Annotated in this window: 15 protein-coding genes; 4 read left to right on the top strand and 11 right to left on the bottom strand. The window is 36.5% G+C overall.

Annotated elements, in window-relative coordinates; translation table 11 throughout:
- Window positions 1–12 precede the first annotated feature (12 nt).
- Together pepT and HCH28_RS00260 are read left to right on the top strand one after the other, a co-directional pair.
- Window positions 13–1,242: a peptidase T gene (pepT, locus tag HCH28_RS00265; protein ID WP_221679058.1), complete on the top strand. Its 1,230-nt coding sequence runs from the start codon at window positions 13–15 to the stop codon at window positions 1,240–1,242.
- A gap of 175 nt (window positions 1,243–1,417) precedes the next feature.
- Window positions 1,418–2,380, top strand: a complete 963-nt coding sequence (locus tag HCH28_RS00260; RefSeq protein ID WP_221679057.1) for a DMT family transporter — start codon at window positions 1,418–1,420, stop codon at window positions 2,378–2,380.
- 259 nt (window positions 2,381–2,639) lie between these two features.
- Here the strand turns inward: HCH28_RS00260 and HCH28_RS00255 are convergent, their stop codons facing one another.
- Window positions 2,640–3,071, bottom strand: coding sequence for a DUF4395 domain-containing protein (locus HCH28_RS00255; protein WP_221679056.1), 432 nt, complete (start codon window positions 3,069–3,071; stop codon window positions 2,640–2,642).
- Between the two features lie 119 nt (window positions 3,072–3,190).
- Here HCH28_RS00255 and HCH28_RS00250 point away from each other — a divergent pair, with 119 nt between their 5' ends.
- Window positions 3,191–3,901: a Fe-S oxidoreductase gene (locus HCH28_RS00250; RefSeq protein WP_221679055.1), complete on the top strand. Its 711-nt coding sequence runs from the start codon at window positions 3,191–3,193 to the stop codon at window positions 3,899–3,901.
- Between the two features lie 57 nt (window positions 3,902–3,958).
- Here HCH28_RS00250 and HCH28_RS00245 read toward each other — a convergent pair whose 3' ends face one another.
- Both HCH28_RS00245 and HCH28_RS00240 read right to left on the bottom strand, forming a co-directional pair.
- Complete coding sequence (locus HCH28_RS00245) at window positions 3,959–4,642, bottom strand: GNAT family N-acetyltransferase (RefSeq protein WP_221679054.1); 684 nt, start codon at window positions 4,640–4,642, stop codon at window positions 3,959–3,961.
- Window positions 4,643–4,653: 11 nt separating this feature from the next.
- Complete coding sequence (locus HCH28_RS00240) at window positions 4,654–5,766, bottom strand: mandelate racemase/muconate lactonizing enzyme family protein (RefSeq protein WP_221679053.1); 1,113 nt, start codon at window positions 5,764–5,766, stop codon at window positions 4,654–4,656.
- An 80-nt stretch (window positions 5,767–5,846) separates the two neighbouring features.
- Between HCH28_RS00240 and HCH28_RS00235 the strand changes: the two genes are divergently transcribed.
- Window positions 5,847–7,088, top strand: coding sequence for a PadR family transcriptional regulator (locus HCH28_RS00235; RefSeq protein ID WP_221679052.1), 1,242 nt, complete (start codon window positions 5,847–5,849; stop codon window positions 7,086–7,088).
- 56 nt (window positions 7,089–7,144) lie between these two features.
- Here HCH28_RS00235 and nhaC read toward each other — a convergent pair whose 3' ends face one another.
- From nhaC to HCH28_RS00195, 8 genes are all read right to left on the bottom strand, one after another.
- Window positions 7,145–8,593 (bottom strand): Na+/H+ antiporter NhaC, encoded by a 1,449-nt coding sequence (gene nhaC / locus HCH28_RS00230; RefSeq protein ID WP_112118021.1) that lies wholly within the window; start codon window positions 8,591–8,593, stop codon window positions 7,145–7,147.
- 279 nt (window positions 8,594–8,872) lie between these two features.
- On the bottom strand, window positions 8,873–9,982 hold the full coding sequence (locus HCH28_RS00225) for an amidohydrolase (protein ID WP_221679051.1): 1,110 nt from the start codon (window positions 9,980–9,982) through the stop codon (window positions 8,873–8,875).
- 204 nt (window positions 9,983–10,186) lie between these two features.
- Window positions 10,187–10,330 carry a hypothetical protein gene (locus tag HCH28_RS00220; protein ID WP_221679049.1) on the bottom strand — a complete coding sequence of 48 codons (144 nt, stop codon included), beginning with the start codon at window positions 10,328–10,330 and terminating at the stop codon, window positions 10,187–10,189.
- A gap of 229 nt (window positions 10,331–10,559) precedes the next feature.
- Window positions 10,560–12,602, bottom strand: coding sequence for a TRAP transporter permease (locus HCH28_RS00215; protein WP_221679047.1), 2,043 nt, complete (start codon window positions 12,600–12,602; stop codon window positions 10,560–10,562).
- Complete coding sequence (locus HCH28_RS00210) at window positions 12,599–13,114, bottom strand: DUF1850 domain-containing protein (RefSeq protein WP_221679045.1); 516 nt, start codon at window positions 13,112–13,114, stop codon at window positions 12,599–12,601. The genes HCH28_RS00215 and HCH28_RS00210 overlap by 4 nt, the downstream gene beginning before the upstream one ends.
- 125 nt (window positions 13,115–13,239) lie before the next feature.
- On the bottom strand, window positions 13,240–14,229 hold the full coding sequence (locus HCH28_RS00205; protein WP_112117189.1) for a TAXI family TRAP transporter solute-binding subunit: 990 nt from the start codon (window positions 14,227–14,229) through the stop codon (window positions 13,240–13,242).
- Window positions 14,230–14,519: 290 nt separating this feature from the next.
- The gene (locus HCH28_RS00200; RefSeq protein ID WP_004229793.1) at window positions 14,520–15,071 is read right to left on the bottom strand and encodes a superoxide dismutase family protein; all 552 of its coding nucleotides are present in this window, start codon (window positions 15,069–15,071) and stop codon (window positions 14,520–14,522) included.
- Window positions 15,072–15,232: 161 nt separating this feature from the next.
- Entirely contained in the window at window positions 15,233–15,997 is a 765-nt protein-coding gene (locus tag HCH28_RS00195; RefSeq protein WP_221679043.1) for a 3D domain-containing protein, read from the bottom strand.
- Between the last annotated feature and the right edge of the window lie 47 nt (window positions 15,998–16,044).

Genomic DNA, 16,044 nt, shown 5'->3' with positions numbered 1-16,044 from the left:
GAGGCCATACTTATGAAAGAACAAGTAATTGAGCGATTAATACGCTATGCAAAAATTGATACACAATCAGACTTCACAAGCGAAACAACTCCTTCTACACAAAAACAATTTGACCTATTACATGTTTTAAAAGACGAACTTGCCGAAATTGGTTTGACAGACATTACATTAGATGAAAATGGCTATTTATTTGCCTCATTAGAAGCTAATACAGATAAAGAAGTACCAACTATCGGCTTTTTAGCCCATGTTGATACAGCTACTGACTATACAGGCACAAATGTGAAGCCACAGCGTGTAGATAATTATGATGGTGGAGATATTCAGTTAAACGAAAACTTAGTTATGTCTCCGACTGACTTCCCAGAGCTTAAAAACTATGTTGGCCAAACACTTATCACAACAGATGGTACTACATTATTAGGCGCTGACGATAAGGCAGGGATTGCTGAAATTATGACAGCAATGGAGTACCTCATTAAAAATCCTACTATTAAGCATGGTAAAATCCGTGTAGCCTTCACGCCAGATGAAGAAATTGGTCGTGGGCCACATAAATTTGATGTCGCTGCTTTCGGTGCAGACTATGCCTATACTATGGATGGTGGACCACTTGGCGAACTACAATTCGAGAGCTTCAATGCCGCTGGCGTAAAAGTAATTACAAAAGGCACTAGCGTCCATCCTGGTTCAGCAAAAAATAAAATGGTGAATGCTATTACAATGGCCATCGCCTTCCAAAATGAAATGCCTGCTGACGCAGTTCCTGAAAAGACAGAAGGTTATGAAGGTTTCATTCATTTAATGAGCTTTAAAGGGGCTCTTGAGCATACTGAGCTTTCTTATATCGTGCGTGACCATGATCGCCAAAAGTTTGAGGAGAAAAAACAATTAATGCGTGATGCTGCAGCTAAAATTCAAGCACAATTTGGTGAGCATGCACTGAGCATTACCATTGAAGATCAATACTTCAATATGGGTGAAAAAATTGAGCCTGTAAAAGAAATTGTTGACATTGCACGTACTGCAATGGAAAAATTAGATATTACACCGAATACCCTGCCAATTCGTGGTGGTACAGATGGCTCACAATTATCCTATATGGGCCTTCCAACACCAAATATTTTCGCTGGTGGCGAAAACATGCATGGTAAATTCGAATATGTTTCCGCTGAAACAATGGAAAAAGCAACTCAAGTTATCATAGAAATCGTTCAGCTTTTTGAACAGCAAGCAAAATAATAGTTTTAATTTTGAGTGAGCTTATTTCTAACGCATTTACCTAAAGAATCATGAAAAATTTTCATAGCTACGAAGAGAGGTTTGTCCTCTCTTCGTAATTTTTTCAGCTATAATTACTGAATTTTCAAATTACATAAAGGGTTTGAGGTTATAAGCTCAAATTGAGGTGATGTTTATGAAAGAAATTGCATTAGGTATTTTAGCTTCCCTTTTCTTTGCCGTGACATTTATTTTAAATCATGCAATGGAAATGCAAGGTGGTAGTTGGCTATGGAGTGCATCATTACGATATTTTTTTATGCTCCCTTTCTTGCTTATCATTGTCTTTTATCGTAAGGGCTTTTCACAGCTTTCTGGTGAAATAAAAGCACAGCCTATAGCATGGCTACTTTGGAGCTTTGTTGGATTTGTTTTATTTTATGCGCCATTAACATTTGCTGCTGCCTTTGGTCCAGGTTGGTTGGTTTCAGGTACATGGCAGTTTACAATCGTTGCTGGTGTATTATTAGCTCCTCTTTTTGTTTCGATCATTGCTGGTAAAACAGTGCGACAAAAAATACCTTTCGTATCCTTGCTTATTTCATGTGTCATTTTAGTAGGTATTTTGCTTATACAAATACCTCATGCACAATCAGTATCGTTTAGAAGTTTAATGCTTGGTATTTTACCTGTCATCGTAGCAGCTTTTGCTTACCCTCTTGGCAATCGTAAAATGATGGAAGTTTGCGGGGGACGAATCGATACTTTTCAACGGGTGTTAGGAATGACCATTGCTTCAATGCCAGCATGGATTATCATGGCTATTTATGCCATTCTTACAATAGGACTTCCCTCAGCAAGTCAAATGTTCCAATCATTGCTTGTTGGAATTAGCTCAGGCGTTATAGCAACAGTTTTATTTTTCATAGCAACGGATCGCGTAAGAGACCATCAAGGCAAGCTAGCCGCTGTGGAAGCAACTCAGTCAACAGAAATTCTTTTTGTTATTATTGGTGAGGTATTACTATTAGGAATTGCCTTCCCTAGCCCTATTGCACTTGCAGGTCTCGGAGTCATCATTGTCGGTATGCTATTACATAGTTACTATACAATGATTATCGGGAAAAAGAATGCTTTGCAACAAAACTCAACTTCCTAGCAGTCCATTATATGGGCTGTTTTTTGACAAAAAAAGACGACTCTATTCTAAATTTAGAATAAGTCGTCTGAGATTTTCACGTTCCCAAAAAATGAGGGGGGTTTTAGGAGCGTAATCATGAACTAGCAAACTTCTGGAGAAAAGTAGCTAAAGTTCATCCTCTCTACACTGTATTGTAGACGAGGAATAATCTTTATACGATAATGATAATCATTATCAATTAAAATGTCAATCATAATCTAATCATTTTTTTACTTTTTTAAAAAGATTTTTTTAGTGAGCGTCGGTACTGCCATTGCTTCAACTGAAAATGTAAAAAACAGCCTATACAAAATCCTGCTATTGCGATGGATGATGCAATTGCAACCAGGCCAGTAAAGATATGACCAACAACCTGCCAATGTAACAGATAACCGAATAAACCAGCTGCTAAACAAAGGCTAGCAATACTGGAATTAAATTTTTGCTGCTGAGCATCCTCTGGTATATATGTAGATGGGGCCTTTGTTAAAAAGAGCTTCCCTACACGAAGTATCGGGTTATAGTTGCATAAAATACCTAGTAAATTTGCAGCTAGTGGAATTACTAATATCCAGGTAATTCCTGATACCCATGATAAAATGACACTCAGAAGAATCGTCCACTGGTTCAGTCTAACAAGTGGTCTTGGAATTGTATGAAGTTGCAACACCCTAAAACCCACCTTTCTTATATGTTTAATGTATTTTACTACATGATATTCCATTTGTGAAGCAAAAATGATTACTTTATAATGAAGTTAACAGATGTTCAAAGGAAAAGAGGATAACTATGCCAGCTTTAACCATGGATCAAGTTCAACAATTAAACTCGTACAGTATTTATACAACTGAACCTAAGCGGACTTTATTTACTTTAGCTGATATACATAAAGACTTTTACCATCCTGATTTTTTAAACCTTATGATGGGTATAACAGATGCAGCAACAGAAACAGCAGCTATTTCTCACTTTGCACGCCGCTATGGGATGTTTTTTGCTATGCAATTTTATATGCTTGCCGCTTATGACGAAGTATGGGATGGTAAGCCACTTGAATTGCGTTTTGATGCTGCAAAGGAATTTAATAGCTTTACTGTTGCCATGTTTGCTAATCCAAATGATTGGCGCTACGTTGAAGAAGATGAACGCCAAGCTGTTATTGAAAAAATTCTTTACGATGGCCATGTCATTGTCCAACAGCTTCGTAAAGTAACCTCCATTTCCCCTCTTACCATTTGGGAAAATTTCTTTGGTTATTTGCTATGGCATTATCATATATTATTATCTAATCCTGGCTTAGCCGATCAAGCCATGGAGGATATTGAGGCTTTAGAGGACCCGAAAACATGGGCACGCTTCTCCAATAAATCTTGGTGGGCACAATATACAGGTGGTCTTAGCCCTACTACTTTAGTCAATGTACCTGTAAGAAAATCATGCTGTTTTTCTAAAGATATCCCAGGTTTAATGGCTTGTGGTTTTTGCCCCATAAAAAAATAAAAGAGCCTTTTAAAAAAGCCTTACCCTCCACAAATGTGAAAGGTAAGGCTTGGTGCTTTATTTTTCGTATACTACAAACCAATCGTTGTTTTCTTCAAACATAGACGTGCCAAGGAAACCTTGTTTTAAAAGTTGCTGTTGCGCAGTCGTATCTCCCATCGATATCACTTGTTTTTCTGTAAAGTTCGAGGACTTCTCTTGTTGTAGGTCTTTATAAAAAATATAACGAAGCTTATCTACATATTTAATTTTCAACCCTTTAATAACGAGGTCTTGCGAGAATTTATCCTTTAAGCTCGGAATATTATATGGCTTTACAGTGGAGCAAACATAATCATATTTTTCTAAATCGATATTTTCCATCACTACTGTAGCTAATGTTTTCTGTAATCCGTAACCTCGATATTTTGGTGAAACATTCGATATTTCCTGATATAAAACACGTTGAAATTCGTTTTCTGCAATTCCACAATCATAGCCAAGGTGTTCTTCATCAATAGGCGGTTTTAACAGTGCACGAAATGCGATCAATTCTTCCCCTACATACGCACCTATCATCATTCCATGACCATTTAAAATATACTCAAATTCCTCTGTGCTTAAGGGTTGTAGGATACTTTGGTCTGCTAAAGCCTCATAAACCTCAACTTGTAGCTCTTCAATTTGTTGTAAATGCTGGAGCGTTAATTTTATAACAAAAAACGGTGTCTCACCAAGCTTACCATCATAAATAATTTCCATATTACGCCTCCTTAGGCTGTGACAACCGTTGAAAACTTACATAATTCCTGGATTACAGCTTCATCTACATCTACACCTAATCCTGGTTTTTCATTTAGGCAAATAAATGGTACATCATAATGTAAGTTCCCAACATCCTTTGAGAATTTTAATGGACCCGTTAGTTCTACACTCGTCATAATTTTCTTAGAAAATGCTACATGGAAACCTGCAGCAGAACCAACTGACGACTCTACCATGGAACCAACTTGACATTCAATTCCTGCCATTTCCGCCATCACAGCAAGCTTCATAGCAGGATAAATGCCACCACACTTCATTAATTTAATATTTACTTTATCTGCTGCACGCTTGGCTATAATATCACGCATTTCACGTACGCCTCGTAGTCCTTCATCAATCATTAATGTCACATCAGACTTTGATTTAATTTCTACCATTCCATCAATATCTTCGCTATCGACAGGTTGCTCTAACCAATCAATATTTAAATCTTTCATAGCTCGTAAACCTTGTAATGTAGTGGCTGCATTACCCCAACCTTGATTTACATCCACTCGAATAGCAATGTCTTCGCCTACTCGCTCACGTACCGCTTTTATACGAGCTACATCACGAAGTACCTCTGTACCTACCTTCATTTTAAAAGAACGATAGCCCATTTCTACTCGGTTAGCTGCCTCTTCTGCCATTGCTTCAGGTGTTCCAATACTTAGTACATGTGTGATTGGGAATTTTTCATGATAACGTCCACCTAAGAGTTGGTATACAGGCACCCCTAAGGCTTTCCCAGCAATATCGAAGCAAGCAATATCGATCGCTGCTTTTGCTGCTGGTACATCTTTCACAACTTTATTCATTTTATCATGTAGTTTTTCAAAGGCCATTGGACTTTCCCCAATAATAGCTGGGACAAGCTGATGTTTTAGCACAGCATATGTACTTTCCCATGATTCACCTGTTACATGTTCATCAGGAACAGCTTCACCATACCCTACCACACCTGTATCGGTAGTTACTTTTAAAATAATGGAAGGCATTGTATCATATGTAGCATAACTAATGATGAATGGATCAATTAGCGGTAAATGTATAGCAAAAATTTCTACTTGTTTAATTTTCATCGTAATCAGTCTCCTCTGTCGTTTAAGTTGTCGCTAATACGTCGCTAAATGTTTAAAAAAATAGAAAAGGATCGATGCCCATGTCTACCAAAATAGCGATTATATGTTCAAAAGCATTTATGAAGCGTATTATTAGTATCGCACAAAACATAGCCGGTATTCAATTAGAATTTTATCTTTACAGCCACCCCTCTGAAGCGCCTACTTTGATGAAGCAAATAAAACCATGTGATGCAATATTATTCGGAGGAACATTACCCTATTTACACACTCAATCATTACTTTCAGATATTCCAATCCCTTGGAATTATATTAAGCAAGATGAAACAACCATTTCTACAACATTGTTATCATTAGTAGCCAAACATGCTGTAGCTATCGACAGGATATCCATTGATGTAATGAATCCTGCATTCGTTGATAATGTTTTAGCAGAAATAGAATTTCGTGGTCAAAAGCCACATGTTCAGCATATTTCGATTACTGAACCAACTGAGAATATTTTAAAACGCCATATCGCCCTGTGGAATTCTAAAAGTATTGATTTTGTCATTACAAGTATTCATAGTGTATTTGATGAACTACAAGCACTTCAAATACCCTCAATGCGAATGTTAGATGCTACTAAGTCAATTATTCAATGCCTTGAAGAAACAAAATCAAAATCACTATTAACGAAATCAGAAGCTTTCAAGGCTGTAGTGGGTCTCTTAGAAATCCCTAAAAATACTTCCATTGAATCAACTGTTTTAAATCAAATTGCGAAAGCTACCTTTTCAACTTTTAAGCAAATTTCAACGAACTCCTTTGAGCTATATACAACTGCTGGACATCTTCAAAATGCTCTAGAAAAGGAAAACTTAGAACAGCTCATACAGCAAGTTGCACAACCATTTAAACTAGCATTTGGCTATGGCTATTCCATTTTGGAGGCCACACAAAATGCTCAGCATGCCTTAACATTTACTAAACCTTTTGAGATTTATATTCTTGATGAACATAAAAACTTATTAGGGCCTTTCCCGAATACAGAAGGTAAAATTTCTTTAAAAACCGATGATCCTTATGTTTTACAAATGGCTAAGCTTACAAGTTTAAGTCCATTGAATATCTCTAAAATAATCAATTTCAGTAACGAACGACAGTCAGCTCAATTTACATCTCAAAATCTTTCTGAATACCTCCAAGTAACACGACGTACTACAGAGCGTATTATTAAAAAATTAGTTGATAATGGTTATGTAAATATTGTTGGTGAAGAAATGACCCATCAGCAAGGACGTCCTCGCAAAATTTACCAATTGAATTTTGCAACTTACTAAACTGCTCTATAAAAGAATTCTCGTAGATACACGTGGATCTACGAGAATTTTTTATTTTAGTCAGCCATTACCATATTATCCGCATTTTCTGCTTCTATCGCCTTTTTACGCTTCTCAGCTTCTGCTATTTCTTCTGGCGTTAATTTAACAATAGCAAATCCAATATATCCATAAATAATAGAAATAATTGGTACAGCAAAGTTAAGAATTGCATATGGTGCATATTCCATTGCACTTACACCTAAAGTTGCTAAAATAAACACACCACAAGTATTCCAAGGGAAGAAAACAGATGTTAGGGTTCCTCCATCCTCTAATGCACGAGATAGATTTTTAGAATGTAAACCACGTTGTTGATAGACACCTGCAAACATACGTGAAGGAACAACAATTGAGATATATTGCTCAGAACATGTTGCGTTAGTCGTTACACAAGCTGCAATCGTTGAAGCAATAAGACTTCCTGTAGATTTGGCAAACTTCACAATTACATTCATTAATGCCTTTAACATTCCTGAATACTCTAAAATACCACCAAATGTCATCGCTACAATCGTCATTGAAACCGTATTCATCATAGAATCTAAACCACCGCGGTTAAATAGCTCGTCTACCATTTGATTACCTGTAGAGATTTCAAAGCCAGCCTGTAATGCATGTACTGCACTAGCTGCTGAACCACCTTGTACAAAAATTTGTAGTAAGAAACCTGAAACAATCCCTATAATTAAAGCTGGAATTGCTGGCACTTTCTTAGCTACTAATACAATAACTCCGACTGGAACTAGTAATAGTAAAGGAGAAATAACAAAGCTTTCTTCCATCACTTTTAAAGTTGTTAAAATTTCTTCAGATTGCATTGAAACTTCTGCAAATTTTCTACCCAAAAATCCAAAAACAACAAGTGAAATAATCAACGCTGGAATTGTTGTATAAAGCATATGCTTTATATGATCAAATAAATTAGTACCTGTTAATCCTGCCGCTAGATTCGTTGTATCTGATAGGGGTGACATCTTATCTCCAAAGTATGAACCCGAAATAACAGCACCAGCAATCATAGCCGCTGGAATACCCATACTTAAACCAATACCCATCCCTGCGACACCAATAGTCGCCATTGTAGACCATGAACTACCAATAGCTAATGACACAATTGAACATAACAGCATGATTGTCACTAGGAACCACGCTGGAGAAATTAACTTTAGACCGTAGAAAATCATCGTTGCTACGACACCGCCGCCAATCCATGCTCCAATTGTCAAACCTACTAAAATAATAATAACAATGGCAGGTAATGCCAGACGAATCCCTTTATACATCATCTCTTCAATTTCTGCCCATTTATATCCATGCATTTTGGCAACAATTGCTGCTACAGTTGTGCCAACAAGAAGAGGTACGTGAGGACTTTGCTCTAAAACAACTACTGTAATTAACATAGTAATAATCATAATTGCAAAAGTTAGTAGTGCCCAGCCCGCATTAATATCCTTTTTCATTTTTCCATCCCCTTTTTTTGCACCAAATCCCTTTTCGGTTTTTTCAAGACGCAAATAAATTTTTACGTTTTTTAGCTTAATATTCAAAAAATTAAAAGTCAACGCAAAAAATTTATGCTTCCCTAGCAAATCCCTTTATTTTAGCGTAATAAAACGCTTTCAAGTAGCAATAAAAAACAATGCAAACCCTTGAATATCCATGCATTATTAAAAATGTTCATGCAAAAAAGCTATACGAAAAAATAGTTACATTTTTTCATATAGCTTTTTATAATTTTTTTATTCAGGTTTTTTTTCTAATACACATGCAAGTACTTCCGCAGCATCAATTAAGGCACTACGATCAAATGTCATTTTAGGGTGGTGTAATCCTGGTGTTAAATTTGCACCAATTCCAATCATTGCCGCTTTTAATTCCGGCTTTTTAACTGTATAAAAATGGAAATCATCACTGCCCGGTGTTGTTATTTCATCTGCTAAATGCTCTTCCCCCAAAGCTTCAATGATGGCATTCTTCGCCATGTTCGCAGCAGTTGGGGAAACTTCAGCACCTGGTGTGAAATCTATCCACTTCCAACTCATATCTATTTCAAATTGTTGCTGAATTGATTTCAAGCCAGATTCAATTTTACTGCGCAGCAATTCAAGTTGTTGATTGTGTTGTGCGCGAACATCCATTGAGAAACTAGCATTACCAGGAATAATATTCGTACTACCCCCATCTGCAATAATTTTTGTTAATTTAGCAGAATGAGGTTCAAATGGTGATAAATGAATGCTGTGTAGCATTTGTTGCACGGCCATAATAACATCTATAGCATTTTTACCTTGATGTGGTCTAGCACCATGTGCATCTATACCCTGAATAGATCCCTCTAAAAAATAAGCAGCACCATGATGAATCGCAGGCGAAACTTTGCCAAGTGGTAATTCTTCTATTGGTCTTAAATGAACACCAAATAAATGTGATACTCCATCAACTGCGCCTCTATCAAACGTTGCGCACGCGCCATTTCCTAGTTCTTCAGCAGGTTGGAAAATGAAACGAACACGATGCTGTAAGGTGCGATCTTTCAGTAGTAATAATGCACCAAGAACCATTGAGATATTCGCATCATGTCCACACGAATGATTTGCTTGCCATTTCCCATCAACTTCCTGCCATAAAGCATCAATATCAGCACGTACTGCAACAATTTCATTACCAGTCCCAATTTCAGCTATTAATCCTGGTATATCACCTAATAAACGATAACTAACATGCAATTCATCCAGTATGGAAGCAATTTTTTTAGTAGTCTCAAACTCTTTCCAACTTACTTCGGGATATTGATGAAAATGATCAAACCATTGATAAATCGTTTCTTCTACTGTTAAAGCTTTCGACATAACTACACCTCTATACGCATTTTTGTTTCCCATTATACATGAATCTTTTTCAGAAAAGTACATATGTCTTCAGACCTAATTCACTTATTTGAATCATATATTACATTCATATGCACTGAAAAAGCCATTTATCAATAGAGGTATAAAATACAATGGGCTATGCTAAAAGTTAGTATACTTTCAACATAGCCCATCAAATTTTTATTATAAACTTGTAAAAAACCCTTCTGGATACTCTTCATATTGAATCTTCACCATTTGCTCCTCATTTTTCTCTTCCTCTTCACGCAAATCGAATTCTTGATCCATTAAATACGTCTCAAACTTTGAATTTAACAACTTTCCCATCGTACCACTCCTTATTTATTGAATTTTCTGATAAAAGGATTATACAATAGATTTTTAATAAATTGCAATAAATTATATACATTATGCATTATAACTATAAAACCTATCACAAAATTAGATTAAAAATGCCCCTGATTCTTATGATTTCTAAAACGAATTTAACCTTTTTAAAAAAAAATCTGCTCATTAATAGTTATTAAATGAGCAGATTTTTATGCAAACCAAAAATTCACGAGACTGAAACTCCCGTTTTGCCATTCATATTATCGGGATGATTTCCTTTTTTATGGGATAGAAATTGAATTACAAACATCACAATAAATATTCCTAAACCTACCCAATCTGAGAATTTTTCTGGATAGATTAGTAATAGTCCTGCCGCAATCAAAATAATTCTTTCAAACCAGAAAAGTTTACGATACCAGTAGCCGATCACCCCTGCACCAATCGCCACCATTCCCGTGATAGCAGTAAATACTACCCATAAAATTTGCGGAATGGTTGTATCAATCATTAATAATGCTGGGGAGAAAACAATCATATACGGTATAATAAATGCCGCAATCGCAAGTTTCGCTGAATTTACACCCGTTTTGATAGGGTCACCACCAGAAATACCTGATGCCGCAAACGCAGCCAGGGCTACAGGTGGTGTAATATCTGCAATAATACCAAAATAGAACACAAAGAAATGAGCAGATAGTAATACAACTACTGGCACTAATTCTTGTGGTGTATTTGGAGATAGTAATGCCACTATTGCTGGTGCAGCAATTGTCGATGTTATCACATAGTTAGCTGTTGTTGGTGCACCCATCCCAAGAATAAGCGATGCAATCATGACAAAAATAAGTGTCAAAATAATACTCCCACCAGCTAAAGCTACTAAGCTATTTGCTAAACTTAAACCTAGTCCTGTTTTTACAACGACACCCACAATAATCCCAGCACAAGCAGTAGCTGCAACGACACCTAATGCAGTTCGAGCACCTTCCACCAACGCATCAATCACATCTTTTGGTTTAAGACGCGTTTCTTTATTAAACATAGCCACACCAATCGAAATAATAATTCCATATAATGCAGCATGCATAACTGCTGTACCCGTTAGCATTAATATGATAATCGCCACAATCGGTAATAGAAGGTAAATCTTTTTAAATACCTCTTGACGATTTGGCATTTGATCGTCTCGCAGACCTTTTAGACCAACTCTTTTTGCTTCGAAATGTGTCATAATCCAAATACCTGTAAAATATAAAAGAGCAGGAATAGCTGCCGCTTTTGCTATATCCCAATACGTAATCCCTCGACCAATAAATTCAACCATTAGGAAGGCAGCAGCCCCCATAATTGGCGGCATAAGTTGGCCACCTGTCGATGCAGCTGCTTCCACAGCACCAGCAAACTCTTTTCGATAGCCTAGTTTTTTCATCATTGGAATTGTATAGGAGCCTGACGTTACTACGTTAGCTACAGAGCTTCCAGAAATCGTACCTTGAAGTGCACTTGAGAATACAGCTACCTTCGCAGGACCACCAATTAATTTTCCAGCTAGTGCAACTGCTAAATCGTTAAAATACTGGCCAACCCCTGTTTTCACAAGAAATGCCCCGAATAGTAAAAATACAAAAATAAATGTGGCTGATACACTAATCGGTGTACCGAATATCCCATCAGTTGTAAAGTACATAAGATTGACGATACTCTCCAAATCCTGTCCTCTATGCGCCATAAATGCCGGGAAATACGGGCCATAGTAAGCATAAATCAAGAAAGCGATTGCAATAATTGTAATTGGCAACCCTACAGCACGTCGAGCAGCCTCAAGAACTAGTACAACAGCTATTAGCCCAACAATAAAGTCTACCTGTGTAATGGAGCCATTGCGATTTACAAGTTCTGTATAGTTCATAGACCAATATGAACCTACTGCAATAGCTAGTAATGCTAAAATATAATCGAACCAGGCAATTTTATGCTTGGGTGCTTTTTTTCTCGCTGGAAATAATAAGAAAATTAATGTTAAACCAAAGCCTAAGTGGATGGTACGTTGGATTTGAGCAGGAAATTGCCCAAAAATAGCTGTGTAAAGTTGGAATAGCGAAAATGCTAAAAGGCCATAGAAAATAACATGCTTCATTACACCTGAAATGGTTCTTACATTGGACTCTATATCATATTTTTCAAGTATGGCTTGTTGCTCTTCAGCAGAAATTTGCTCAAATTCTTCTACTTTTTTTTCTTTCTTTGATTTCTCTTGTGTTGTCATTTCATCCTTACTCCTTTCCACTGTTCGTAAAGCGACAAACGCTTAATTTCAAATAAATAGGATTTACCCCTCTGTAAATCTTTTTTTAAATCATATTCTCTTTCTGCATAATTGAATACCAGATCTAAATCTAAATCACCTATATAGATCGTAAAATTATCAAGTATGGCACTATTGTTAAATTGGAGAACATATTTACCGTTCCGTTGAATAAGTGTTTGATTTTCCTCTGCATAGCCTGGCATACCAATAGCTAAGTCTTCATATTCCATTTCAAGCATTTCAATACGATTACCTTTTATATATTGATAGGATTCCAATACATCTGACTTATGTATGGAGTGGGTGTATCTTATTTGAAAGGTTTGCTCATCTAAAATGGGTATGTAGTGCACTTTAGGATGGGATAAACGAGTCTCTGTAAAGGTGAACACCTTTTGAAGAGGAAGAAATATGACAATACATAGACAGATACTTAATAGGACTGTTATGATGAATTTTCTCTGTTGCATTCGACCTATTCCCCCACTTTAAAAGCTATTCGCCTAATCCTATATCCTAAAAGTAAGAAAGAGACTCGAAGCTTTATGCAACGAGCCCCTTCGTATTTTTTAGAAAGTTTCAAGCACTATTCACACTATTTCTTTTCATCAAAGTATTTTTGTGCGCCTGGATGAATGTCAATACTAATACCATCTAAACCTGTTTCTGCCTTAATAAATCTTCCTTTATCGTGAGAAATTTTATTTGTATTATCATAAATAGCTTTTGTCATTGAATAAACAACATCTTCCGGAAGATCCTTCTTCACCGCTAGCATAGCCAGAACTGAAACTGTCTCCACATCGTTTGCAATACCATAAGTACCAGCTTTTACTGTGTCTTTTGCATAGTAAGGGTATTTAGCAATTATTTCATCAGCTTTACCCGCATCTAAACCGATAATATTCACTTTCGTTGTAGCATTTAACGCTTCAACAGCACCTGTTGGTGTACCTGCTGTAATAAATGCAGCATCTATTTGACCTGATTGAAGACCATCTGTTGATTCACCAAAATCAAGGTTTTGTGCCTTGATATCATCCATTGTTAATCCATTGATTTCAAGTAATTGTTCAGCATTTGCGTAAGTACCCGAACCTGGCGCACCCACTGATACTTTTTTACCTTTTAAATCTGCATATGTTTTAATACCTGAAGCTTCAGTTGTAACAAGTTGCACTGTTTCTGGATAAAGCGCACCCAAAGCTGAAATTGTATCAATTTTATTGCCATCAAACATCATCTTACCTTCAGTAGCATAATAAGCAATATCCGTTTGAACAAATGCAATCTCACCTTTTCCTTCTTGTAAAGCAGTCATATTGGCAGCAGATGCCTGAGATACCTCTGCAGTAGTTTTAATGCCTGTATCAGTGGTAATTAAATCAGCAAACGTACCTCCAAGCGCATAGTAAGTACCTTGTGTGCCACCTGTTAATAAACTTAAAAACTTAGGTTTTTCGGTTGATTCGGAGTCTTCTCCAGTGTCCTTCGAACCACTCCCACTATCTGATCCACATGCGGCTAATATCATAAGCGCAAAGATACTTAATAGCATTATTAGATTAAATTGTTTCTTCTTCATAGTAACCTTCCCCCTTTGGTTATTTTTAAGAATCTATTTAAAATTAACAAACTTAGTATAATAATGTCAATATATTTATAGTAAATTCAGACTTTTATAATTATACAAAACTACTTACCACCCATTAATTTACAGAGCTATAGCTTTATTTAATTACCCCCTTTATATCTATAATAAACTCATATTTTCTTTTTTTAATAAAATAAAATAACTATTCTAACTGTATAAATAATGAATAGAATATAAAAAACTGCATCTGAAAACAAACAGATACAGTCATACATTCTATACTATTGAATGGCTCCACAAGCTATTCTTGCTCCAGAATTACCAGCAGGATCTGTTTTATAATCATCCGCTGATTCATGAATGACAATAGCACTTCCATCACTATCTAATAGCGAATTAGGTTGATCCTTTTGTAAAGTTAACCCCTCAGCTAAAAAATTAAGATCCACATTGCCATCTTCACCAATTTCCAAATTTGGTAGGTCCCCTAAATGATAGCCATTAGGATTTAATTTACCATGTTCCTTGTTTGTTGGATTAAAATGGGCTCCTGCTGATTCAAATTTAGGTGGCTCACACTTTCCTACTTCATGAATATGGATACCGTGTGTGCCTGGTGGTAAGCCTGTTAATGCAAGCGTCATCATAACGCCATTATCTTCCTCTTGAAGATATGCATTGCCATAGCTTTCATTGTTAGCACCAATCACTTTTGCAGTAGCTGTTAAAGGGGAAGATGCATTGACAGCTACTTTTTCCTCTTTCTTATCAAAAAAACTGCAACCCGCAACAAAAATTAGTAAAGAAAGACTCATTAAGCTTATTTTTTTCATAAAAATACCTCCTCTCTTTCTGATGATTTCCAATTTCTTCAGTACTTATGCACAATTAGTCATTTATGCTTCTATAATGGCTCCTATTTCATTGGAGCTTGAATAGGAAAATCAACCAAAATAAAAGGGATTTCCCAAAGTTCGAGAAACCCCTTCCATAATTAATTTAAGATTTTTACCGTTACTGTTTTGACACCCCACTGAAGTGCTTGTCCTTCAGTAGGAATAAATACATCGATTTTATTTCCTTTAATAGCTCCCCCTGTATCAGCAGCAATTGCTTCACCATAACCTTCCACCCAAACCTTCGTACCGAGTGGAATAACTCGTGGATCTACAGCTATTACCTTTAAATTAGGATTCGATCTTATATCTGTTCCATTGGCTGTAATTCCTGAACAGCCTTCACAATAGGCTGTATAGGCAGTAGCACGCATTGTTAATGTTTTACCAGAAACAGTTGCTGGAGCACTTGCTGGTTTTGTTTTGGCTGGTGCAGTAGGCTTAGTAGCTGTTGCAATCCCCTCGGAAGTTTTTGGCTTTGGTTTTGCAGCTGACGCTTTAATAGCTAGCGATTCACCAGCTAAAATCAAGTCTGAAGCAAGGTGATTCCATTTTTTCAAATCGTCTACTGTCACATTATTAATACGAGCTATTGAAAATAAAGTATCGCCACCCTTGATGACATATTCATCCCCCAACGGTTCTTCTGCTTTTGACGTGTCTTTTACTAAGTCTTGCTCTGGGTAAAACCATAATGAATCCTTTTCATTTAATTGCTGGAACTCACCTACAGTTAAATTATAAATTTGCGGGAGTGCCCATAGTATATTACCTGGCGATTTGTCCTTAGCAAAGGAAGGACTAGCATAGAGACTCACACCAAAAGTCAATACTACCGCTAAAGCTAATGCTCTTTTCTTCATGTTTAGTAATACCTCCATCATTTTATTATTTGTTGCAAATCTGTTGC

Origin of the sequence: Lysinibacillus sp. K60, from assembly GCF_019731275.1 — a bacterium.
Classification (GTDB): Bacteria; Bacillota; Bacilli; order Bacillales_A; family Planococcaceae; genus Lysinibacillus; species Lysinibacillus capsici.
The sequence above is the reverse complement of the archived record's forward strand: the minus strand, read 5'-3'. Positions and strand labels throughout refer to the sequence as shown.